Source organism: Bradyrhizobium sp. 139 (genome assembly GCF_023074175.1).
GTDB lineage: Bacteria > Pseudomonadota > Alphaproteobacteria > Rhizobiales > Xanthobacteraceae > Bradyrhizobium.
The window spans coordinates 1-23,231 of the sequence record NZ_JADPKS010000006.1 but is presented as its reverse complement, the minus strand read 5'-3'; the positions used below and the strand labels follow the sequence as shown (position 1 = coordinate 23,231).

Below are 23,231 nucleotides of genomic sequence, written 5' to 3'. Positions count from 1 at the left end.
TGCAGCCCTGCAAGGGTTCAATCTAACCAATTCGTGATCTACATTGCCTGGATGGACGAGCACACCGACCAGACCCGGAAGCCCCGCGCCGATGCCGTGCGCAATCGCGAGCGCGTGCTCGAGGCGGCCAAGGCCGTATTCAACGCGGGTGGTCCGGAGGCGAGCCTGGAAGCCGTTGCAAAACGCGCCGGCGTCGGCATCGGTACGCTCTATCGAAATTTCCCGACGCGCGAGAATCTGTTCGAGGCGGTGTACCGGCGCGAGGTCGAGCAGCTCAGCGAGCTCGCCGAGCAGTTGAAGAATGCCAAGGACCCTGTCGACGCCTTGCGGCGCTGGCTGCGCTCCAATGTCGAATTCGTTGCCACGAAAAAAGGCATGTCGGCCGCGCTGGCGCTGACGTTCCAGAGCTCCTCGGAACTCGCGGCGTTCTCGATGGACCGGCTGACCAAGGCGATCGGCTCGCTGCTCGACCGCGCGGTCGCGGCCGGCGAGATGCGCGGCGATGTCAGTCCGGAAGACCTGCTCAGGGCGCTCGTCGGCATGTGCTACATGCACGACCAGCCAGGCTGGCAGTCGTCGGTGCTCCGCATGCTCGACGTGTTCGTCGATGGCCTGCGCGTGCAGGCCGGCGGTAGGGTCAAGGCGCGCGCCGCGGCCAAGACTGCGAAACCGACGGCGAAGCGGAAGCGATAGCCGACGGGAGCTACAAGATCAGGCTGCATGCTCTTGAAGGTGGGGCAGGAAGCCTAGGTGGCAAAACCCCGCCCGGTCCTCGCCACATTCATCCGCGACCGGATCAGCAGTGTCAGGACGATGCCGATATTGAGCGCATTCCACGCCACGCCGTTGGCGAAGGCTGCGCCGTAGGAGCCGGTGCCGTCGAAGATAACGCCGGAGACCCAGCCGCCGAAGGACATGCCGAACACCGAGGCGAAGATCACGATGCCGACGCGCGTTGCCGCCTCGCTTGCCGGCATGGCCTCGCGCACGATGATGGCGTAGCTCGGAACGATGCCGCCCTGGAACAGGCCGAACATCGCGGAGATCAGATAGAGCGAAGTAAGGCTATCGAAGAACAAATAGAAAACCAGCGCAAAGCCCTGCGCCAGCGATCCGACCAGCAGCGTGCGGATGCCGCCGATCTTGTCGGCAAGGTAGCCCGAGCCGATGCGGCTGACGATGCCGCAGGCCATCATCAGCGACAGCATCTCGGCGCCGCGCGCCACGCCGTAGCCGAGATCGCCGCAATAGGCGACGATGTGCACTTGCGGCATCGCCATGGCGACGCAGCAGGAGATGCTGGCGATCGAGAGCAGCACGGTCAGCGTATTGGTCGATAGCTTGAGATCGACCTGCGGCGGCCGCGCATTGGCGTGATTGCGGACCTTGTCGTCGCCCATCTGCGCGCGCAGGACCAGCACCAGGATCGTCATCAAGACCACGCAAACGAGGCCGATGCCGATATGGGTGTAGCGCCAGCCGATCGTTTCCATGCCCGAGCTGATGAGCGGCGGCCACATCGTGCCGGCGACGTAATTGCCGCTCGCGACGATGGTCACGGCAAGTCCGCGATAGCGCTCGAACCAGTGCGAGGCCTCCGCCATCAGCGGCGCGAAGGTCGCCGAGGTGCCGAGCCCGATCAGGAAATAGGCCGCGACGAACTGCCAGAGCTGGGTCGAGAGTCCCGCCAGCACGTTGGCGACGCCGAGGAAGGCGATGCTGATCGCCATCGCCGGCACGATGCCGAACTTGTCGGTGATCTTGCCGGCGATCACGCCGCCGAGCCCGAAGCCGAACATCATGAGGGTGAAGGCGAGCGACACAGCCCCGCGCGTGGCGGCGAACTCGGACTGCACCACGGGCATCACCACCACGACCGCCCACATGCCGACGCCGCCGATCGAACCGATCAGCAACGCAATGACGAGGCGCACCCAAGCCTGACGGGAATCAGGCGTGAATGAGGCCGGTAACTGTCCTGGATGATTTGGCGCGTGCACGGCGCGCACCATGTTTGGTGATCGCCTCACGGTCAAGCATCGTGCCGCGATATTGGGCATGCGCGGTGCACTGCGGTAAGAAGTGCTTGGCGAATTGGCGATTTGCCATTAGTTTGCAATCTGCGCGTGGATCACGGCGCGCGACAGGTGTTCCGGGCGCATGTTTCTTCGGTTGACGCGATCAGTACGGATGAAGGCGGGATGGCTCGTTGCCCTGGCCTATCTGTTCTGCGCAGTCGCGCCGGCCGCGGCGCTTGCCTGGGGCACGGCGGCGCCGTGCCTGACCGACAATGCCGTGGTGGCCGATCCTGTGCCGGCGCATCATCAGACAAGCGATATGCACACCGACAACGCGGTGCACGATCATGCCAAGTCCCATGCCAAGTCCCCTGGTCATCACCAAGCCGCTGCGCAGGATGCACCCGCGGAACATCACCACGACGGCAAGGGCAAGCCGGGCCCGTGCTGCGCGATGATGTGCGTGACGGCGCTGCCGGCCGATCTGCCGAGCATCGCAAAGCCGGTCCAGCCGATCTCCACTTGCGCACCCGAGATCGCCGTTCGCGTGCACAGTGAGGCGCCGCCCCTGCTCTACCGCCCTCCCATCGTCTGATCTGAACATCACGACTTGAGGCGTCGCGCGTCTGCGCGCGCACGCCCGTGGTCCTCGGTCAGATCAGGGATAATTCATGCTTACGCTTCTCGTGGTGAGTGCCACCGCCGCATTCCCGGCGCGTGGACGACACTTTCGAATCAATTGGCCATTGCTGGCCGCGCTTGGACTGGCGCTGTCCGGCTGCATGCCGGCAACCACGCCGCTGGCCAGCGCCGATCCTGCTGATCCTGCGGCCAAGGTCGCGCCCGTCGGCTATCGCTCGACGATCGCGCCCTACACGAGCCTGCGGCCTGCAACGCCGGCGCCATGGCGCGAGCGCAATGACGGTGTCGCGCCGCAGCCCAAGCAAGATCAGTAGGGCCGCGCCATGGCACACCATATGGCACACCATCTTGCGCGCAGCCTGCTGCTCCTGACAGCGCTCGACCTCTCCGGCTGCGCCGCTTTCTCCCCCGACAGCGGCATGACCGCGGTCTCGGACCTGACGAACCAGACCATCAACAAGGATGTCGCCTTTGTCCGCTCGGCCGAAGGTACGGAGGCAGTGAAAGCGACCGTCCGCCGCCTGCTGTCGCGCCCACTGAGTGCCGATGCCGCCGTTCAGGTCGCTCTGCTCAACAACAAGGGACTGCAAGCCGCCTATAACGAGCTGGCGCTGGCCGAGACCGATCTGGTGGAACAGAGCCTGCCGCCCAATCCCGTGTTCTCGATCTCGCGGATCTCAGGCAACGGCGCCAGCGAGATCGAGCGCCAGGTGGTCGGCGACATCCTCGCGCTGGCCACGCTGCCGTTCCGATCCGACATCGCGCGCGAGCGCTTCCGCCAGGCCCAGTTGCGCGCGGCGCTGGCGACGCTGCGGCTCGCCGCCGATGTGCGGCGTGCCTATGTCCGTGTAGTTGCCGGGAATGAAATGGTAGCGCTGCTCACCGACGCGAAGGCGACGGCGGACTCGACCGCACAGCTCGCGGTCAAGCTCGGCGAGACCGGCTCGCTCAACAAGCTCGACCAGGCCCGCGAGCTGGTGTTTTACGCCGAGACCACCGCCGACCTCGCAACCGCGCGGCAGGCGGCGACGAGCGCGCGCGAAAAGCTGGCGCGGCTGATGGGGCTGTGGGACGGCGGCCTCGACTTCCATCTGCCCGACCAACTGCCGCCGCTGCCGCGCCGGCCACAGGCGCTGCCCTCGATCGAGATCGATGCGGTTGCCCATCGCATCGACCTGCAGATCGCGCGGCTGGAGCTGACGGCGCTGGCCAAAGCGCTCAACCTCACCGAGGCGACGCGCTTCGTCACTCTGCTCGATCTCGCCGGCATCTCCCGTCGCACACGGGATCCGGAAAGTGCGCCGTTCCGCGAACGCGGCTTCGACCTGCAGTTCCAGATCCCGATCTTCGACGGCGGCGAGGTACGGGTGCGACAGGCGGCTGAGACCTACAACCTCGCCTTCAATCGCCTGACCGAGCGTGCCGTCAATGTGCGCTCTGAGGCGCGCGATGCTTATCGTATCTATCGCTCCAGCTACGATATCGCCAGCCACTACCAGCGCGAGATCCTGCCGCTGCGAAAAATCATCACTGAGGAGATGCAACTCCGCTTCTCCAGCATGCAGGTCGATATTTTCGCGCTGCTCACCGAGGCGCGGCAGCGCCTGGCGTCGCTGCGCGGCGCGATCGATGCCAAGCAAAAGTTCTTCCTCGCCCAGTCCGAATTGCAGACCGCAGTCAATGGCGGCGGCGCACCTGCTTCTGGCGGCGACAATTCAACCACCGTCGCCGCGGCAGCACCGGCCGATGGCGGTCACTGATATGGAGGCCAGCATGTTTTCCCGCCGAGGATTTTTGGGCACTGCCGCGCTCGTGAGCGCAAGCGCCATTCAAGGCCGCGTCCAGGCCGCGAGCATTCCGGAAGCGCCGCACATGGACAAGGCGGCGATGCAGCCGCCGCAGCATCCGATCAGCGGGCCGGATTATCGCCCAGTCGTCACGCTCAATGGCTGGACCCTGCCCTTCCGCATGAACGGCGACTGGAAGGAATTCCATCTCGTTGCCGAGCCCGTGGTACGCGAATTCGCCGAGGGCATGAAGGTGAACCTCTGGGGCTATAACGGTCAGTCGCCGGGACCCACGATCGAGGCGGTCGAGGGCGACAAGGTCCGCATCTTCGTCACCAACAGATTGCCCGAACACACCACCGTGCACTGGCACGGCATGATCGTCCCGAGCGGCATGGACGGGGTCGGCGGCCTCACCCAGCCGCACGTTAAGCCCGGCAAGACCTTCGTCTACGAATTCGAGATGAAGAAGAGCGGGACGTTCATGTACCACCCGCATTCCGACGAGATGGTGCAGATGGCGATGGGCATGATGGGCATGGTCGTCGTGCATCCGCGCGACATGTCGTTCCGTCCTGTCGACCGGGACTTTGTGTTCATCATGAGCACCTATCTCATCGATCCCGGCACCTATCTACCGAAGGTCAACGAGATGACCGACTTCAACATGTGGACATGGAACAGCCGCGTGTTCCCCGGCATCGATCCATTGCCGGTGCGGCTTAATGACAAGGTGCGGGTGAGAATGGGCAATCTCAGCATGACCAACCATCCGATCCATCTGCACGGCCACAGCTTTGCCGTGACCTGCACCGATGGCGGATGGATCCCCGAGACCGCGCAATATCCGGAGGCGACCGCCGACGTTCCCGTCGGCGCGGTGCGCGTGTTCGATGTTCTCGCCGACAATCCCGGCGACTGGGCATTCCACTGTCATAAGTCCCACCACACGATGAACGCGATGGGCCACGACATGAGGAACATGATCGGCGTCTCGAAGAAGGACCTCGCCAAGGCCGTCGGTAAGCTCGCGCCAGACGCCATGGCGATGGGCTCGACCGGAATGGCGATGGGAGAGATGGAAATGCCGACACCCGACAACACGCTTCCGATGATGACGGGCTCCGGCCAATTCGGCCCGATCGAGATGGGCGGCATGTTCACGGTGATGAAGATCCGCGAAGGCTTGGCGCGCGACGACTACCGCGATCCGGGACCATACAAGCATTCAAACGGGACGGTCGCCTACGAAGTCGACGCCCCAGCGACGGAGCCGGTGCGACCGGGTCCTTCCACGAACAAACCGCCAGAGCACAATCACGGCGGATCAATGAAGGGGATGAAAATGTGAGCCGCGATCAAGGAAGCGATTCGAAACCGACAATGGAGAACCGAAAATGAAGACGGCAACTAAAACTCCGGCGGCCGCAGCGTTGGTCTTCGCGAGCCTGTGCGGCCCATCGGCATTCGCCGACAGCGCCAGCGCCACCGGGCAGTTGACCAAGGTCGACGCCGACGCTGGCAAGGTGACGATCAAGCACGGGCCCATCAAAGCGCTCGATATGCCCGATCCGATGACGATGGTCTATCGCGTGAAGGACCCGGCGGCGTTGCGAGCGCTGAAGGCTGGAGACAATGTCAAATTCGACGTCGACCACGAAACGTCGGGATACATCGTCACCCGCATCGAAAGGCAATGAGCAAAGCGGCGGAGACCGAATGCCCCCGCCCACCACTTTGAAGGACCGAAAATGAAGATTCTCTGGGCAGCGCTAGCAACTGTCTGTCTGATCCTGATTGGCGGCGCAATCGTCGCCTGGAGCGGCGCCTACAACGTCGCAGCACTCGCGCCAACGGCTTCCGTCGAGCGGAGCCTGCTACATGGGATCATGCAGCAATCCGTGCGTGCGCATGCCGCTGCCGATCACATCGAGGCACCGCAAGATCTCGCATCGCGGGCGCCGAAGGGAGCGCGCGATTTCGAGGAAATGTGTTCGACATGCCACGGGGCGCCGGGCAAGGGGCCGAGCGAGATCGGCGTCGGCCTCAACCCGCGGCCGCCCCGCCTGGAAGAGGCAAGCCTTGCCTGGTCGGCACCGGAAATGTTCTGGATCGTGAAGAACGGCGTCAGAATGACCGGCATGCCCGCGTTCGGGCCGACGCACGATGACCAGCGTATATGGTCCATCGTGGCTTTCGCTCGAACGCTGCCCGGCATGAGCAGCGACGCCTATGCCCATGCGACTGGCGGAGCCGCCGATGCGGGCTCGATGCACGATCACTCTGCTCACGGACACTCGCATGATCATGGCGACGATCACGGCCATGCAAGCGAACATGATCAGGGCCATCAGGAGAGCAAGTAGGCAGACTCGAATCGTACCTGGGAGGAACACTCTTGGATTGAAAACGTCGTCACGGGCGGCGCCGACGGCGGCCGCTCCGATGCACGCCGTCGCCGACGTTCCATTCCTCGATTTGCAGAGGAACAACAGCTTCGACGAACCGTTGCGAGTGGACGCAATTCGCTCGGCACCCTCGCTACCATCCTTCCGCTTTCCGCGTTTCCCGCTCGAGTGCCCGTATATCATATGAGAGGAGGAGAAATGTCCTACGGTCGTTTCGCCGCCATGATCGCCACATCGACGGTGGTCATGTTCGGATTGATGTACCTGAATACGTTTGCCTTGGATCATATCTGGTACAGTCAGACCCGCACCTGGATGGCGCTTCTCATGGGCGCAGTGATGGCCACCATCATGCTGGCATTCATGTGGAGCATGTACAAGAACCGCGCAGCCAACATAGCCATCCTGTCGGCAAGCGCTGTTGTGTTCGTGGGCGCGCTCTGGCTGGTGCGCAGTCAGCAGACGGTCGGTGACATCTCCTACATGAAGGCGATGATCCCACACCACTCCATCGCCGTTCTGACAAGTGAGCGGGCGCATATCAGGGATCCGCGCGTTCGAAAGCTGGCGGACGGGATCATCGAGGCACAAGTCAGGGAAATCGGCGAGATGAAAGGCCTGATCGCCGAGCTTGAGAACAAGCCTGTGCCGAGCGGTGCTCAGGATCTGCCGCCCCGTCCCGCCAATTAGCGGAGGTTCGCCGGTGCGCAATCAAGCACCTGAGAATCTCGAGATTCCGGGTTCGGCTGTCGGAGCCGCCCGGAAATGACTGCCGAAGGGGCCTCAATTCGCGCTCTCCCCCACCCGCCGTTAACCCTTTGCTAACCATACACCGGGCAAAAATTGCCCAGTGGAGTCGAGTATCGTCAGCCGCGTAGAACGGGAGCTCCCGTGGACGCCAGTGCGGTGCCTCACTTTCGGAACGGCGGCCCGTCGGCCGCCGCGCAGACATTTGGGGCGCGCGGACGGCAGTCGCGCGGGGGAGCAGCTACCATGGTTGACGTCACCGCGGGACAGGGCGCAGGCGGCACGAACGCCGGCTTCCCCACCCTCTCCGAGGTCATCGCCATCCTCAAGCGCGGCGATATCGCGCTGGCGCTCGGCGTCCTCACCATCCTGGTGGTGCTGATCCTTCCCCTGCCCGCGATCGTGCTGGACCTGTTCCTGGCGATCTCGATCACGCTCTCGATCCTGATCCTGATGACGTCGCTGTTCATCCAGGCGCCGCTGGAATTCTCCGCCTTCCCGACCGTCCTGCTGATCTCGACCATGTTGCGGCTGTCGCTCAACATGGCCTCGACCCGCCTGATCCTCTCGCACGGGCACGAGGGCACGGACGCCGCCGGTCACGTCATCGAGGCCTTCGGCAGCTTCGTGATGGGCGGCAATTTCGTCATCGGTATCATCGTCTTCGCCATCCTGATCATCGTCAATTTCGTCGTCATCACCAAGGGTTCGGGCCGTATCGCCGAAGTCGCCGCGCGCTTCCACCTCGACGCCATGCCCGGCAAGCAGATGGCGATCGACGCCGACCTCTCCGCCGGCCTGATCGACGAGACGGTCGCCAAGCAGCGGCGCAAGGACCTGGAGGACGAGAGCGGCTTCTTCGGCGCCATGGACGGTGCCTCCAAATTCGTGCGCGGCGACGCCATTGCCGGCCTTTTGATCGTCTTCATCAACGTCGTCGGCGGCATGATCATCGGTGTCGCGCAGCAGGGCCTGTCCTTCGCCGATGCCGGCCGCAGCTACACGCTGCTGACGGTCGGTGACGGCCTCGTCACCCAGGTGCCGGCGCTGATCGTCTCCACCGCGGCCGGCCTGCTCGTCTCCAAGGCCGGCGTTTCCGGCGCTGCCGATAAGGCGCTGATGAGGCAGTTCTCCGGCTATCCGCAGGCGCTCGCGATGTCCGCGGCGGTCATGCTGGTGCTGGCCGCCCTGCCCGGCATTCCGACCATCCCCTTCCTGGCGCTCGGCGCCGGCGCCGGCGCGCTCGCCTGGCACGCCCGCAACCGCAACCGGGCGACTGCGAAGGCTGACGAAGTTGCAAAGAACGCACCTGCGCCGGGAACGCCGGGTGCAACGGGCTCCGCCGCGACGGAGGAGCCGATCTCGGCCGCGCTCAAGATCGACGACCTCAAGATTGAGCTCGGCTATGCGCTGCTGCCGCTGGTCAACGGGCCCGACGGCACCGATCGCCTCACCGAGCAGATCAAGGCGCTGCGCCGTTCGCTCGCCATCGAGATGGGCTTCGTGATGCCCGCCGTGCGCATCCTCGACAACGTCCAGCTCGAAGCCAACACCTACATCATCAAGATCAAGGAGGTCGACGCCGGTACCGGCAAGATCTGGCCGAACCAGTTCATGGTCATGGATCCCGGCGGCAGCCAGGTGCAGGTGCCCGGCATCCACACCACCGAGCCGACCTTCGGCCTGCCCGCGACCTGGGTCGATGCCAGCCTCAAGGAAGAAGCCTCGCTCAAAGGCTACACCGTCGTCGACGCCGCGACCGTGCTCTCGACCCACCTCACCGAGCTGCTCAAGGCCAACATGTCGGATCTGCTCTCCTATGGCGAGGTGCAAAAGCTGCTCAAGGAGCTGCCGAAGGAGCAGGGCGAGCTGGTCAAGGACATCGTGCCGGGACAGGTCACAGTCTCCGGCATCCAGCGCGTGCTGCAGCTGCTGCTCGCCGAGCGCATCTCGATCCGCGATCTCTCCACCATCCTCGAAGGCATCGCCGACTCGCTCGCCTTCTCGCGCAATCCCGCCACCATGGTCGAGCATGTCCGCGCCCGCCTGGCGCGGCAGATCTGTGCGCAGAACACCTCCTACAACGGCTATCTGCCGCTGATCGCGCTATCGGCGCGATGGGAGCAGGCCTTTGCCGAATCCATCATGGGCCAGGGCGAGGAGCGCAGCCTCGCGATGCAGCCTTCGAAGCTGTCGGAATTCATGACCGCCGTGCGCGAGGCCTTCGAGCGCGCGGCCCGCGAGGGCGAGGCTCCGGTGCTGGTCACCTCCGCGGCAATTCGCCCCTTCGTGCGTTCCCTAGTCGAGCGGTTCCGGGCCCAGACGACGGTGCTGTCGCAGGCTGAAATCCACCCCAGGGCGAGATTGAAAACGGTTGGAAGCATCTGATTTGCCTTAAGAAGCCGTGTGTTTTTCGGCCACAGGCAAATGGTTTTTGAGTTCCTGGCCTCTCGTTGCCCGAACGCCGCCAAGACGGCTTGCAGGCACATTACGACTTTGAAATATTTACGAAATCGCACGAACAAGGGTCGCTTTTGATCGCGACCTTTCACGTCCTTTCACGCTCTTGTGATGGCCTCTTGGGAACGAACACCCGCAATACTAGGTTGTTGGGCACCGGAAGCATGAACCTGCCTGACCAGGCCGGCTACTACTTCGGGTAGATGGCGGCAGGAGGCTTCCATGAACCATTCGATCTACAGCGCGGATCGCTCGACCCATTTGAAAATTGTGGTCGTGGCCCTCGTCGCAGGGATCGCGCTTGCTGGCTTCGGCATCACGGCACGCACGGGTTCGGATGAAGGCCTGACCCAGACCGCCCGTGTCATCAAGGCCGGCAAGCCGGTCGTTATCACCAGTTCGAACGCGTCCCTCGTTCGCTAAGGAGATTCTGAGTTTCAGGAATTCACGCGGCTCTTTACCAGCCCCCCAAAGTCGCCACGTGGATATGTAGACGACCCTAACCCCAAGTCGACTACAGAAAGCGCCCGCCCCCCACGGGCGCTTTCTCATGTGTGGGGGTGCGATTGCTTGCGGACGCGGTGCGAGCAACTCTCCACACTGACGCTGTCATTCCCCGCGCAGGCGGGGAATCCAGTACGCCGCAGCCTCTCCTTATGCCCTCGCCGTCTCTGGAATACTGGATCGTCCGCCTGCGCGGACGATGACAGCAGTGCCCTACCGCACCCCATAAGTTGGCGGCGGCGCCTGCACGGTCGGCGCGGCGGCGGCGAAAAGGTCGGCCTTGCTGCCGGTGAGCGGCGGGTAGATGCGCTTGCGGTTGATGGTCTGTTTGGTCGCCTTTGCGGCCGCGCCGATGGTGCGAACCTCGCGATCCCACCCTTCCGTATAGAGCGCGCCCCAGCCGCCGAGATCGAGCACGGTCACGTACCAGTCGATACGCAATGGCAGCATCGGTTCGCCTGCAAGATCGGCCACCACATTGTGGCCGGCGAAGCGGCCCATGGGACGGGCGAACTGGCAGGACATCACGGTCGGATGCAGCCCGTCGACCACGCTCGAGGCGATGTCGCCGGCGGCGAACGCGCCCGGTACATCAGCAACCCGCATGAAGGGATCGACCAGCAAACGCCCGAGACGGTCGCGCGCGCCCGCGAAGCTCTCGCCCAGCCGGCTCGCGCGCATCCCGGCGCACCAAATCACCGTCTGCCCCGGGATGAACTCGCCCGAGCTCAAGTGCATGCCGGCGGCCTCGACGGACACGACGCGCACGCCAAGCCGCGTCTCGACGTCGAGCGAAGCCAACGCCGTCTCGATGACGGGACCCGCATGCACGCCGATGGTGGCGCCGACTGCAGGATTGGGATCGACCAGGACGATGCGGCGGCTGCCGGTGATGCCGGCGCGCGTCAGCCTGTCGGCCATCTCGGCCGCGACCTCGATGCCGGTGAAGCCGGCGCCGACCACCACGACCGTCCCGCGCCCCGGCGAGGGCGCGCTACGTCCGAGCGAGACGAGATGATTTTCGAGGCGGAGCGCGGCGGCATAGGTATCGACGTCAAAAGCATGCTCGGCAAGGCCGGGGATGGCGGGACGCATCACTTCGCTGCCGAGCGCCAGCACCAGGCGGTCGTAACTCAGCATCTCCTTGCCGCCGCTCGTGACCAGTGAAATCTCGCGCCGTGCCGGATCGATGGCCTCGACCTCGCCAAGGCCATGGGTGACGCCGATCGGATCGAGCAGTTGCGGCAACGGAAGCGCGATCTCACTGAGGTCGGCCTCGTAATTGCGCACCCGGATGTTGTGATAGGGATTGCGGTCGATAACGCGGATCTCGATGTCACGGCCGGCCGCGCCGATCTCGTCGCGCTTGCGCGCGGCGCCGATGGCCGCCCACAGACCCGCAAACCCGGCACCGAGCACGATGATACGCGCCATGTCCGTTTACTGCGTTGTCCCAAGAATCCAGCGGTCAATCCAGCGGTCTGCCCCGCGCAGGCAGATATAGCTTATTCGCCCCGATCGACCAACTGCGGCGGCGCCGCGGCGCTGCACAAATCGCGCCTTAGGCCTCGCGCAGTTCCGATGGCGTCGCGCCAAAACGCTTGCGGAAGGCGCGGTTGAAATAGGACAGGTCGGAGAAGCCCGCGGAATGCGCGATGTCGCTGATCTTGCGCGCCCTCGCGCGGGGATCGCCGAGCAGCTTGCGCGCCAGCACCAGGCGCTGCTCCAGCACGAATTCGGTGAAGGTCGTGCCGGCCTGCTCGAACAAGCGTTGCGCCTGCCGCGGGCTGAGCCCCGAGCGCGTCGCGATCTCGGACAGGCAGAGATCGTTGCGGCCAAGCGCAGCCATCACGTCAGCACGCATGAGATCGAGGCGGGCCGCCGCATGTCCGCGTCCGCGCGCAAGGCCTGCATGCTCAGCATCGGTGCCGAGCAGGAGGCCGACGAGATCGACCATGTGCTGCGCGGTCAGACGCTGGCCGACGGCATCGAGATGCGGCGCGTGATTGGCGGCGAGTGCGTGGTAGCGCAAGATCGTCTCGGCGATCGCGCCGTCCGAGAGCGCCTGCGACAGCTTGTCCTCGGCGCGCGGATTGATGTCGAGCAGCGCGCGACGCGGCATGCGGATGGTGGTGAAGCGATCTTCCTCGGTGTGGCCGACGGTGCCGGTGATGCCCATGTCGACGAGCATCATCTGCGCGGGTGCAAGTTCGACGGTATGGCCGTTCTGCCCGACGCGGACGAGACCCGCATGTGCCGCGATCAGGACGAGATCGTCGCTGCCGTCGGCAAGATGGCTCTGCGTGCGTGAATATTGCGCGGAGGCCCCTTCGGGAATGGCCAAAGCGATATTGTCGACCACGCTGACCTGGAGCCGGCAATCGATGCTGTCGCCATGGCTCGGCCCGATATCGAGGCCGCAGCAACCGAAGGCCCGCTCGCGCCAATGTTCGAAAGCCGGACCATGCGGAGGACCCGCATATTGGTGGACGAAGATGCCCGGCGTCTTTGCTGCATCCATCTGACTTCTGCCCCTCTCCGGCACCATGATCGCCGGCGCCGACTGCAAATTCCGGGCATTTGACGCCGCGGATTGCGGGGAGGTTCAAATCGGGGGCGGATTCGGCGGCACTTGTCGGATTGCGACAGCTGGATGGACGGTGGCGACAGTTTACGCGCTTGTAGCCCGTATGGAGCAAAGCGGAATGCGGGGCGGTGGTCCCGGATTGCGCTGATTTCCGGGCCACGGCGTCTACTTCTTCGCGGGCGCCTGCGGCTGAGACGGTGGCACGGTCTCGATCAGCTTGCCGGAAAACACCGGAGCCGAGGTCGGCTGGCCGTTGGGCGAGCCGCCGGCCTGCTCGACGGTGACGGCGTAGGTCGCACCGTTGACGACGTCGGCATCGTAGGAGCCGAGCACCGGGCGCGCGGTGAAATCGCCCGCGCCGATCACGCCGAGCGAGCGCGGACGCGGCAGCTTGTCGGAGATCAGCCAGAGCTCAAAACTCTTGCCGGCCTCCGGCGTCGCGCCGACCTTGCGCACGGTGAAATTCCGCGTCGCGCCGTCGATGGTGAGAATGAAGGCGGGGCCGCCGCCCTGGTCCTGCAACAGCGCGACGTATTGTGACGACGCGGTGAGCGGCGCAGCCGGCGTCTTGACCTCCACCGTCTGGATGCGCGGCGCCGGACGCAAGCCGCCCGGCAATGCATCGGGCTGGAAGATCTGGAGCGACAGCATCACCAGCAGCGCAGCCGCGAGCGCGCCTACGGCGGAGGCGATTGTGCGCCAGCGTTTCACCCGACTCTCGAGCCGGATTACGTTGCTGTTGTCGATGACCGGCGCCTGCGGCGCGCGCGCGACCTCGGGATCCGGCGCATGGACCTGCGGCATGAAGATCGGCGCGACGTCGGCAAGCGCATCGGGCGCCGGCCGCGCCGTCCCGGGCTGCTCTGCTTCGGAAGGCTGCAGCTCCGGTTGCGGCGCGCCGTCCGATGACAGACCAGGCGGTGCAGCTTCGATCGAGGAGAACTCCGGCACAGGCGGCGGCGACGCTTCGGGCGCAGGTGACTCCTGCGCAAAGTCCGTCCGCGCAAGCTCGGACCGGATGTTCTCCCACACGATCGGACGCGGCTCGACCGAACCGACCATCTGGTTGAGGGCGCCGAGCCGGTAAGCCCAGGCCTGCACGACGTCGGCGAACGCCTTGTCCACGGCCATCATGGTCTCGACCTGCGCGCGCTCGTCGGCGTCGAGCGTGCCGAGCGCATATTCCGCGGCGAGCGCGATATGGTCCTCCGTGTAGGCCATCAATGTCCTTCACCTCTTCGATAGGGAGAGGCAAAGTGAGAACGCCGCGCTAGCATATTCACTGACATCATCCTCTAAAGTCCGAGGCACTCGCGGATATCCAACATGCTGCGCCGGAGCCACGTCTTCACCGTGTTGACCGGCGCGGCGAATTTCTCCGCCAATTGCTCGCGGCTCCAGCCGTTGTAATAGGCGAGAAGCACGAGCCTCTGACGATCCGGCTCGAGCCGGCCGATGCATTCCAGGAGCCGCTTCAGCTCCTCGGACATTTCCCGGCGCGCCAGCGGATCGGGACTGTCGGCGGCGACTTCCATCGCCTGGGGCTCTTCCTCGATCGAGACTTCCGTCTTCTTGCGCACGATGTCGATGGCGCGGTTGCGCGCGATCGACGCCATCCATGTGATCGGCGACGACAAGGCCGGATTGAACTGGCCGGCGCTGTTCCAGATCTTGACGTAGGTCTCCTGAATGACCTCCTCTGCGAGATCCTGTCGGCGCAAGATACGGAGCACGACGCCATAAAGTTTCGCGCGCGTGGCGACGTAGAGGCGCTCGAACGCGGCCTGATCGCCCTTCGCCACTGCCTCAATCAGCCCGACCAGCTCTGCTGGCGTCAGCATTCAGCCCCCCAACGCGCAGGGCCCCGTCGCGTTGTGCCGCGCGGACCCAGGCACTCCGCTACCATAGCGCGCGGCAAAGCCCATCACCAAGAGGCGCGGCGCCACACTGTGGATAGCGAAAACCCGGACCTTGCGGCTCCGGGTTTTGCAAATTCTCCGCGGTCTGACCGCAGGATGCGCCTTTAGGCGACCGCGCCGATGCGCGCGCGCATCAGGCCGATGCTGTCGAGATCGGCCTGCTCGCGGGCGTTTTCCTCGGCGCGTTCGCGGGCCTGGTCGCGCTCGTCGAGGAGCTCGACCTTCTTCAGCTCCTCGAAGGCCTCGGCCAGCGCGGCCTTGGCTTCGTCGAGCTGGCCCTTCAGCTCGTCGGCCGAGCGGGTCAGGTTCTCGCGGCGCTGGATCGCGGCCTTGGCATAGGTCGGATAGGCGAAATGCGAGGGATCGTTGATCCCGGCACGCTCCTGCTCGGTCGTGATCTCGCGTTCAAGATCGGTCGACATCCGCTGGAAGTCGGCGATCATGGTTTCGATCTGGGTGACCCGGCGGCGCTTCTCGTCGACCTGAAACTTCTTCAGGCGGATGAGGGTCTCACGTGACTTCATCGACTCATACTCCCCAGAAGTCCCCTAGCTGCGCGTGGGACGACACCGGTCTCCCCACAGGCCCGACTGGGGCCAAGACCGGCTCTGCTACTCTGTGGGATGGGATGATGACGGGACAAAGTTAGCGTTCCGTTTCCAAACTACCGAGGATTTGCGCCAACTGGCGGTAGCCGTCCGCCAGCGATGCATTTTCATCCTTGCGCTGGCGCAGGAACGCCTCCAGCGGCTCGTGCAGACGAATCGCCTCGTCGACCTCGGGGCTGGAGCCGGCCCGGTAGGCCCCGAGCCGGATCAATTCCTCCATGTCGGCATAGGTCGCCATCACCTGGCGGGCCCGCTGGATGGTCGGCCAGAACTGCGGATCGGCCGATTTCGGCATGGTGCGGGAGATGGATTTGAGGATGTTGATGGCGGGGTAGCGTCCGCGCTCGGCGATCGAGCGCTGCATCACAATATGGCCGTCGAGGATGCCGCGGACGGCATCCGCAATCGGCTCGTTGTGGTCGTCGCCGTCAACCAGCACCGTGAAGATCGCGGTGATCGCACCCTCGCCCAGGCCGGGCCCTGCGCGCTCCAGAAGCTTCGGCAGTTCTGTGAACACCGTCGGCGTATAGCCCTTGGCGGTCGGCGGTTCGCCGGCGGACAGGCCGATCTCGCGCTGGGCCATGGCAAAACGCGTCACCGAGTCCATCAGGCAGAGCACGTCCTTGTCCTCGTCGCGGAAATATTCGGCCACCGCGAGCGTCAGATAGGCGGCCTGGCGACGCATCAGCGCCGGCTCGTCCGAGGTTGCGACCACCACGACGGAGCGCGCCAGACCCTCCTCGCCCAGATCGTCCTGCAGGAATTCCTGAACCTCGCGGCCGCGTTCGCCGATCAGCCCGATGACGCTGACCGCGGCATCGACGTTGCGCGCGAGCATCGACAGCAGCACCGATTTGCCAACGCCGGATCCTGCGAAAATCCCCATGCGCTGGCCGCGGCAGCAGGTGAGAAACGTGTTCATCGCGCGCACGCCGAGATCGAGCGGAGCGCCGACGCGCTTGCGCGAATGTGCCGGCGGCGGCGAATTGCGGTACGGCATCGGCGCCGGGCCCTGCGGCAACGGCCCCTTGCCGTCGATCGGCTCGCCCAGCGCGTTGACGACGCGGCCGAGCCATGCCGCGCAGGGCCGCACCTGATTGGCGGCGTTGGCGATGACTGCCTTGCAGCCGCGGCGCACGCCATCCAGCCCGGCGAACGGCATCACGACCGCGTTGTTGCCGGAGAAGCCGATCACCTCACAGGGAATGTCGCGACTGGCGCCGGTCTCGATCACGAGCCGCGCACCGACCGACATCGCGTGGATCGGTCCGGCCACCTCGACCATCAGGCCGCGAACGCCGACCACACGGCCATAAATGTTGACGCCGTCGATGTCGCCGATCTGTTCGGCAAGAGCCTTCATAAGAGGGCCTTCATCAGGGGCGCGCCTTAGCCTTAATAGGGGCCTTCATAAGGTGGTCGCCTTCGTAATCCCGGGCTTTCATGGCGAAAACCTTAAGTTTCGCCATATTTCTGAACGGCGCTTAACTTCGTGTTTACCCGCATCGTTAATCATTGCGTCACTGTCTTTGTGACTGAGCGTGACTCCCCTTCAGAAGAAGGCTGAGTCGCGGGAGTCGGTTAGGCCCGTCTCTTAAAGTGGAGCTTGAACGGAACAGGGTGACAAAAGCTGCTTCGCGCGCAAGACCTTAGGGCGATTCGACAAAAATTGCACCGGGGGACTTGCGTTCTAGAATCAGAGTTTGTTAACCATCTGTTGTCAGGATCCGAATCAGTTGTTCAAAGGCGTTTTGTTGAGTGCCGCGAATGCGGCCGACCTGACGCCCAGGAGCGGCGACTATGGGGAACTGGCATGCGCGTTTTGCTGATTGAAGATGACAGCGCCGTCGCGCAGTCGATCGAGCTGATGCTGAAGTCTGAGAGCTTCAACGTCTATACGACCGATTTGGGGGAAGAAGGCGTCGATCTCGGTAAATTATACGATTACGACATTATCCTTCTCGACCTCAATCTGCCCGACATGTCCGGCTACGACGTGCTCAAGCAGCTCCGGGTCTCCAAGATCAAGACACCGATTCTGATCCTCTCCGGCCTCGCCGGCATCGAGGACAAGGTCAAGGGTCTCGGCGTCGGCGCCGACGACTACATGACCAAGCCCTTCCACAAGGACGAGCTGGTTGCCCGCATCCACGCGATCGTGCGCCGCTCCAAGGGCCATGCCCAGTCGGTCATCCAGACCGGCGATCTCGTCGTCAACCTCGACACCAAGACGGTCGAAGTCGGCGGCCAGCGCGTGCATCTGACCGGCAAGGAATACCAGATGCTGGAGCTGCTCTCGCTCCGCAAGGGCACGACGCTCACCAAGGAAATGTTCCTCAATCACCTCTATGGCGGCATGGACGAGCCCGAGCTGAAGATCATCGACGTCTTCATCTGCAAGCTCCGCAAGAAACTCGCCAACGCCTCCGAAGGCCGCAACTTCATCGAGACCGTGTGGGGCCGCGGTTACGTGCTGCGCGAGCCGCACGAGGTCGAGGAGCGCATCCCCGCCTGATCAACGTTTACGTCGCGAGCCCTTCGGGGCTTGCTCCTCCCAGCCTGGACCCCGCCGCAAATGGCGGGGTTTTGTTTTTGGGGACGCGAACAGGACTTCATCGTCCTCCCGCCGTTGAACCGCTATCCCTCTCCCGCCGACGAATGGTCGCTGCACGATGGGGGAACGATGATCCTGCAATCACTCGCCGGCCTGCCCGCCTTCCTGGTCTATTTCTGCACCGGGCTGATCGCGATCGTGGCGTATCTGTTCCTCTACACCCGCATCACCCCGCACAATGAATTCCAGCTCATCCGCGACAACGAGCCGGCCGCCGCGATCGCGCTCGGCCTCAGCCTGCTCGGCTTCGTGGCGCCTCTGGTGAGCGCCATCGCGCATTCGCCCAATGTGCTGGATTGCCTGATCTGGGCAGTGATCGCGCTGATCGTGCAGGTCATCATGTTCTTCCTCGTGAAGGTCCCGGTGCCGAACCTGTCGGCGCGGATCGCGGCGGGCGAGCTCGCTCCGGCCATCTGGCTCGGCTGTCCTCGCTCGCGGCAGGCTTCCTGAACGCCGCCTGCATGATCTACTGACGTGATCCACTGATATGGCCGGCAAACCCTCCAACAAGCAGTTCGGCAAGCGCCGGCCGCCGGCTGAGCCGCCGCCTCCGCGACCACCGGTGAAGCGCTCCGGTCATGTTGCGCTGCTGGTGATGGGCACGATCGCGGTCGGCACCACCGCCTACACACTGATGCCGCGGCAACACTGCGAGCCCCCTCCTCCCGGGGCGACAGTCCCCGGCGCGGACCCAGCGGTGCAGGCAAGCACCGCGTGCAGCGGCAGAAGCAGCTCCTCGAGCGGCGGCAGCGGCTCGCGCTAGTCGTCGCGATCGAGCTTCTTCAGCAGCGATTCCTTGAGCCATTCCTCGTCCGGAACGTCATCCGACTCAGGCTCCAGCAGTGTGAGCCGCGGCGGCTTCGGCTCGTTCGGCCATGGCTTTTCGGGCGGCGGCTGATCCATGCAACGCATCGTCTGCCCCGAGCGCGACGACTGGCGGCGGACCGCCGAACAATGCGGCTTCGCCTTCCACACCATCGACGGCGAACGCTACTGGGACGAGAGTGCCTATTACGCCTTCACGCTCGACGAGATCGAGCGCGGCATCGAGATGCCGACCGGCGAGATCGACGCGATGTGCTTGGAGCTTGCCGGCCGCGTGATCGGTGACGAGCGCCATCTGCGGCGTTTGAAGATACCGGAAGCGTTCTGGAGCTTGATCGCGGAAAGCTGGGAGCGAGATGACCGCAGCCTTTACGGCCGGCTCGATCTGAAATTCGACGGCCAAGGCCCTGCAAAACTGCTCGAATACAACGCGGATACGCCGACTTCGATCTTCGAGGCCACAGTGTTTCAATGGACATGGCTCGAGCAGGCGATCGAACGTCGCATCATCCCTGCGCGCGCCGATCAGTTCAACTCCATCCACGAGCGGCTGATCGTGGCCTGGAGGGAGATTGCCGCGGGCCGCCGTGTCCATCTTACCGGCGCCACCGGCAATGAGGAGGACGCCGGCACGTTTGCTTATCTCGAAGATGCCGCGCGGCAGGCGGGGCTCTCGACCACGCTGCTCGACATCGAGGAGATCGGCTGGCGCGATGAGGCCGGCGGCTTCGTCGATCTCGACGATCGCGACATCGCGCTCGCGTTCAAGCTGTATCCCTGGGAATGGATGTTCCACGACGCCTTCGGCGCAAAGCTGGCCGAAGCGCCGACACGCTGGATCGAGCCGCCGTGGAAGGCGGTGCTCTCCAACAAAGGCATCCTGCCGCTGCTCTGGGAGATGTTTCCGAATCATCCCAATCTGCTGCCGGCCTTCTTCGAGGACGATTCGCGGGCAGCCGAGCTCGGCAGCTCCTACGTGCGCAAGCCGCTGCTGTCGCGCGAAGGCGCCAATGTCACGCTGGTCTCTGGCGGCATGCCGCTCGACGAGCAGGCGGGTCCCTACGGCGCTGAAGGTTTCGTGCGCCAGGCGCTCTCACCGCTGCCGAACTTCTCGGGCTTCTATCCGGTGGTGGGAAGCTGGGTGGTGAACCACGAGCCCTGCGGGTTATCGATCCGCGAAGACGAAAGCCCGATCACCGGCAATGGCTCGCGGTTTCTCCCGCATGCGATTTTGTGAAGGCCGCTCTTCTCCCCTTCTCCTCTTGTGGGAGAAGGTGGCGCGTAGCGCCGGATGAGGGGTTCTATCCCCACGCTTCAATGCGAGAGGTTCACTCGCGGAGAGAGACCCCTCATCCGACACGCTACGCGCGCCACCTTCTCCCACAAGGGGAGAAGGGAAGAAAAATCACCTCGCAGCGGCGACCTTCAGCGGCTGCGGCATCAATCCGCCCATCGGGCGGCCGGAGCGCGCGGGGTTGAGCTGATAGAGGCCACGGCGGTCGGCGATCGGGCGGAAGACATCGGTGATGCCGACGACGGATTCGGCGGCGCCGAGCAGCAGTGTGCCGTCGGCTTCCAAAACCTTCGCCATGCGCTCGAAGATCACGGCCTTGGTGTCCTGGTCGAAATAGATCAGCACGTTGCGGCAGAAGATCACGTCGAACGTGCCGAGATGGGAGAAGTCCTGCAACAGATTGAGCTGGCGGAACTGCACCATCGCGCGGATGTCAGCATTGAGCTGCCAGACCTCGCCCAATTGCGCGAAGTACTTCATCAGGTGCTGGATCGGCAGGCCGCGCTGCACCTCGAACTGGCTGTAGACGCCGGCCCTGGATTTTTCCAGCACCTCCTGCGACAGATCGGTGGCGACGATCTCGATGCGCCAGCCGGCGAAGGCTGCGCCCATCTCCTTCACGCACATCGCGATCGAATAAGGCTCCTGCCCCGTCGAGGACGCCGCCGACCAGATCCGCAGCGACTTGCGCGCCGCGCGCGCCTGGTGCAGGCCCGGCAGGATCGTTTCGCGCAGGTGATCGAACGGGATCTTGTCGCGGAAGAAGAAGGTCTCGTTGGTGGTCATCGCCTCGACCACGTCGGTCGCAAGCCGGCCGTCGCCATTCCTGATCTTCAGCACGAGATCGGGAATGCCGGGAAGACTTGCCTTGCGCGCGAGCGGCAGCAGCCGGCTCTCGACGAGATACTGCTTGTCGGCGGAGAGGTCGAGGCCGGAGCGCTCTTTCAGGAACTTGCGCAGATACTCATAGTCCGTCGGCGTCACGAGCGGTCTCCCGCGAACAGGCGGTTGACCTTGGCCCCGATCTGATTGAGCGGCAGGATCGCCGCGCAGATGCCAGCATTGGCCGCCGCGCCAGGCATGCCCCAGACCACGCTGGAGGCTTCGTCCTGCGCGATCACGCTGCCGCCGGCGGCGACGATGTCCTTGCCGCCGCGCATACCGTCCGAGCCCATACCCGTCAGGATCACCGAGAGGATGTTGCCGTGCCAGATGTCAATGGCGGAGGCGAAGAGCGGATCGACCGCGGGCTTGCAGAAATTGACGGCGGGACCGTCATCGAGCGCGATCGCCGCGTCTGCGCCGCTGCGCACGACACGCATGTGCTTGCCGCCGGGCGCCAGATAAATCCGTCCCGGCTTCACCGGCTCGCCGTCGACCGCCTCGGCCGCCGGCTTGCGGCTCGAGCGCGCCAGGTGCTCGGCGAGAATGGTGGTGAAGGTCGGCGGCATGTGCTGGGTGATCAGCACCGGGAAGCGGTCGATCACCGGGCCGAGTTCGGTGACGAGCGCCATCAGCGCCTGTGGACCGCCGGTCGAGGAGCCGATCAGCAGCACTTTCGGTGCCTGGGTCGAGAACGGACGCGTGACCAGCGGCGCCGACGATGCAGGATGCACGGCCGGGGCCGGTGCAGGCGCGGCGGGCCGCGCGACGGGTCCGCGCGCGGCGGGAGCCGGGCTCGGCGGCGCCAGCGGCGGGCTTGCGACCGCGTGCTTGCGGCGCAGCCGTGCACCGAGGTGGCGGATCTTCTGGATCAGGTCGTGATGAAAGATGTCCGCGGCCGATGCTTCGCGCGTCGACTCCGGCTTCGGAATGTAGTCGGCGGCGCCGAGCGACAGCGCCTTGAAACTGATCTCCGCGTTGCGGCGGGTCAGGGTCGAAGCCATGATGATGACGAGATCGCGCTTTTTCGCCAGCAGTTGCGGCAGCGCCGAGATGCCGTCGAGCTCGGGCATTTCGATATCGAGCACGGCAACATCAGGATTGATGCGTTCGATCTGGTTGACCGCCTCGAGCCCGGTGCGCAGCGAGGCCGCGACCTCCATGTCGTGCTCGGCGCCGACCCAGCGCGAGATCAGACCGCGAATGACGACGGAGTCGTCGACGATCATCACCCGCAGCGGCCCGGCGTCGCGCGACGGGCTCGTGGTCGAATTGCCTGCGAACGCAACACTCATTACTCACCAACTCAGACTGAAACGGTCAGTTGTAAACAATCCCCGAAGGATCCGTTCAGCCTCCGGATGTTCGCTCAGATAAGCCCGACTTCCTGGAATTTCGCCGTCACGATGTCCTTGTCGAAGGGCTTCATGATGTATTCGTTGGCGCCGGCGTGCAGCGCACGGGCGATGTGCGCGACGTCGTTCTCGGTGGTGCAGAACACCACCTTGGGCTGGTCGCCGCCGGGCATCCGCCGGAGATGGCCGAGGAATTCGTAGCCGTCCATGACCGGCATGTTCCAGTCGAGCAGAACGGCATCGGGCAAGCCGCGCTTGCAGGCTTCCAGCGCCTTCTCACCGTCCTCGGCTTCGAGGATTTGGAAGTCGAGGCCCTCCAGGATCCGGCGCGCAACCTTGCGGATGACACTGGAATCATCAACGACGAGACAAGTTCGCATGTGAACCTCTGCTTCCTGCCCTTTGCGGGGACACTTCCAATTGCAGGTATGTCGGCGGCGATGCCGCCGTATCAGGCCGCCATCATCTCGGGCGCGAGCTCAAGGACGCGATCGACGTCGAGGACGACCATGAGCTGTCCGTCGAGGCGATGGACGCCGCCGGCGAGCTTGGCCATGCGGGGATCGAGGTTGACGGGGTTG

22 protein-coding genes and 3 pseudogenes are annotated in these 23,231 nt (G+C 64.5%); 14 read left to right on the top strand and 11 right to left on the bottom strand.

Annotation, left to right across the window (positions count from 1 at the left end; genetic code table 11):
- The first annotated feature begins 51 nt into the window (after positions 1–51).
- On the top strand, positions 52–693 hold the full coding sequence (locus IVA80_RS00640) for a TetR/AcrR family transcriptional regulator (RefSeq protein ID WP_247424576.1): 642 nt from the start codon (positions 52–54) through the stop codon (positions 691–693).
- Between the two features lie 53 nt (positions 694–746).
- Here IVA80_RS00640 and IVA80_RS00635 read toward each other — a convergent pair whose 3' ends face one another.
- Positions 747–2,012 carry an MFS transporter gene (locus tag IVA80_RS00635; RefSeq protein ID WP_247424573.1) on the bottom strand — a complete coding sequence of 422 codons (1,266 nt, stop codon included), beginning with the start codon at positions 2,010–2,012 and terminating at the stop codon, positions 747–749.
- 178 nt (positions 2,013–2,190) lie between these two features.
- Between IVA80_RS00635 and IVA80_RS00630 the strand changes: the two genes are divergently transcribed.
- From IVA80_RS00630 to IVA80_RS00590, 9 genes are all read left to right on the top strand, one after another.
- On the top strand, positions 2,191–2,613 hold the full coding sequence (locus tag IVA80_RS00630; RefSeq protein WP_247424436.1) for a hypothetical protein: 423 nt from the start codon (positions 2,191–2,193) through the stop codon (positions 2,611–2,613).
- 76 nt (positions 2,614–2,689) lie between these two features.
- Complete coding sequence (locus tag IVA80_RS00625; protein WP_247424418.1) at positions 2,690–2,974, top strand: hypothetical protein; 285 nt, start codon at positions 2,690–2,692, stop codon at positions 2,972–2,974.
- A gap of 21 nt (positions 2,975–2,995) precedes the next feature.
- Positions 2,996–4,420: a TolC family protein gene (locus tag IVA80_RS00620; RefSeq protein WP_247424416.1), complete on the top strand. Its 1,425-nt coding sequence runs from the start codon at positions 2,996–2,998 to the stop codon at positions 4,418–4,420.
- Between the two features lie 13 nt (positions 4,421–4,433).
- The gene (locus IVA80_RS00615) at positions 4,434–5,798 is read left to right on the top strand and encodes a copper oxidase (protein WP_247424413.1); all 1,365 of its coding nucleotides are present in this window, start codon (positions 4,434–4,436) and stop codon (positions 5,796–5,798) included.
- 82 nt (positions 5,799–5,880) lie between these two features.
- Positions 5,881–6,147, top strand: a complete 267-nt coding sequence (locus IVA80_RS00610) for a copper-binding protein (RefSeq protein ID WP_247424410.1) — start codon at positions 5,881–5,883, stop codon at positions 6,145–6,147.
- Between the two features lie 51 nt (positions 6,148–6,198).
- Positions 6,199–6,813, top strand: a complete 615-nt coding sequence (locus tag IVA80_RS00605; protein WP_247424407.1) for a cytochrome c — start codon at positions 6,199–6,201, stop codon at positions 6,811–6,813.
- Positions 6,814–7,053: 240 nt separating this feature from the next.
- Positions 7,054–7,545, top strand: coding sequence for a DUF305 domain-containing protein (locus IVA80_RS00600; protein WP_247424405.1), 492 nt, complete (start codon positions 7,054–7,056; stop codon positions 7,543–7,545).
- A gap of 303 nt (positions 7,546–7,848) precedes the next feature.
- Positions 7,849–9,990 (top strand): flagellar biosynthesis protein FlhA, encoded by a 2,142-nt coding sequence (gene flhA / locus IVA80_RS00595; protein WP_247424402.1) that lies wholly within the window; start codon positions 7,849–7,851, stop codon positions 9,988–9,990.
- A 294-nt stretch (positions 9,991–10,284) separates the two neighbouring features.
- Positions 10,285–10,485: a hypothetical protein gene (locus IVA80_RS00590; RefSeq protein ID WP_232994286.1), complete on the top strand. Its 201-nt coding sequence runs from the start codon at positions 10,285–10,287 to the stop codon at positions 10,483–10,485.
- Positions 10,486–10,779: 294 nt separating this feature from the next.
- Here the strand turns inward: IVA80_RS00590 and IVA80_RS00585 are convergent, their stop codons facing one another.
- From IVA80_RS00585 to fliI, 6 genes are all read right to left on the bottom strand, one after another.
- On the bottom strand, positions 10,780–12,000 hold the full coding sequence (locus IVA80_RS00585; protein WP_247424399.1) for an NAD(P)/FAD-dependent oxidoreductase: 1,221 nt from the start codon (positions 11,998–12,000) through the stop codon (positions 10,780–10,782).
- Between the two features lie 127 nt (positions 12,001–12,127).
- Complete coding sequence (locus IVA80_RS00580; RefSeq protein WP_247424397.1) at positions 12,128–13,087, bottom strand: AraC family transcriptional regulator; 960 nt, start codon at positions 13,085–13,087, stop codon at positions 12,128–12,130.
- A 231-nt stretch (positions 13,088–13,318) separates the two neighbouring features.
- Positions 13,319–14,374 (bottom strand): anti-sigma factor, encoded by a 1,056-nt coding sequence (locus IVA80_RS00575; RefSeq protein WP_247424394.1) that lies wholly within the window; start codon positions 14,372–14,374, stop codon positions 13,319–13,321.
- 74 nt (positions 14,375–14,448) lie between these two features.
- On the bottom strand, positions 14,449–14,994 hold the full coding sequence (locus IVA80_RS00570) for a sigma-70 family RNA polymerase sigma factor (RefSeq protein WP_247424390.1): 546 nt from the start codon (positions 14,992–14,994) through the stop codon (positions 14,449–14,451).
- A gap of 182 nt (positions 14,995–15,176) precedes the next feature.
- Positions 15,177–15,596 carry a flagellar export protein FliJ gene (fliJ, locus tag IVA80_RS00565; protein WP_247424387.1) on the bottom strand — a complete coding sequence of 140 codons (420 nt, stop codon included), beginning with the start codon at positions 15,594–15,596 and terminating at the stop codon, positions 15,177–15,179.
- A gap of 121 nt (positions 15,597–15,717) precedes the next feature.
- Positions 15,718–17,043, bottom strand: coding sequence for a flagellar protein export ATPase FliI (fliI, locus tag IVA80_RS00560; RefSeq protein ID WP_247424384.1), 1,326 nt, complete (start codon positions 17,041–17,043; stop codon positions 15,718–15,720).
- A gap of 450 nt (positions 17,044–17,493) precedes the next feature.
- Between fliI and IVA80_RS00555 the strand changes: the two genes are divergently transcribed.
- From IVA80_RS00555 to IVA80_RS00540, 4 genes and pseudogenes are all read left to right on the top strand, one after another.
- The gene (locus IVA80_RS00555; RefSeq protein ID WP_007600544.1) at positions 17,494–18,195 is read left to right on the top strand and encodes a response regulator transcription factor; all 702 of its coding nucleotides are present in this window, start codon (positions 17,494–17,496) and stop codon (positions 18,193–18,195) included.
- 168 nt (positions 18,196–18,363) lie between these two features.
- A pseudogene (locus IVA80_RS00550) lies at positions 18,364–18,767 on the top strand (DUF350 domain-containing protein).
- A gap of 14 nt (positions 18,768–18,781) precedes the next feature.
- Positions 18,782–19,192 (top strand): annotated as a pseudogene (locus IVA80_RS00545) (hypothetical protein).
- A gap of 3 nt (positions 19,193–19,195) precedes the next feature.
- Entirely contained in the window at positions 19,196–20,356 is a 1,161-nt protein-coding gene (locus tag IVA80_RS00540; RefSeq protein ID WP_247424381.1) for a glutathionylspermidine synthase family protein, read from the top strand.
- Between the two features lie 168 nt (positions 20,357–20,524).
- On the opposite strand, the gene IVA80_RS00535 is transcribed toward IVA80_RS00540, so the two are convergent.
- The 4 genes and pseudogenes from IVA80_RS00535 to IVA80_RS00520 all read right to left on the bottom strand — a co-directional run.
- Positions 20,525–21,397 (bottom strand): protein-glutamate O-methyltransferase CheR, encoded by an 873-nt coding sequence (locus IVA80_RS00535; RefSeq protein WP_247424377.1) that lies wholly within the window; start codon positions 21,395–21,397, stop codon positions 20,525–20,527.
- Positions 21,394–22,590 (bottom strand): chemotaxis response regulator protein-glutamate methylesterase, encoded by a 1,197-nt coding sequence (locus IVA80_RS00530; protein ID WP_247424374.1) that lies wholly within the window; start codon positions 22,588–22,590, stop codon positions 21,394–21,396. Before IVA80_RS00530 ends, IVA80_RS00535 begins: the two co-directional genes overlap by 4 nt.
- A gap of 74 nt (positions 22,591–22,664) precedes the next feature.
- Positions 22,665–23,030, bottom strand: coding sequence for a response regulator (locus tag IVA80_RS00525; RefSeq protein ID WP_007600538.1), 366 nt, complete (start codon positions 23,028–23,030; stop codon positions 22,665–22,667).
- A gap of 71 nt (positions 23,031–23,101) precedes the next feature.
- Positions 23,102–23,231: pseudogene (locus IVA80_RS00520) on the bottom strand (chemotaxis protein CheW); the annotation flags it as partial.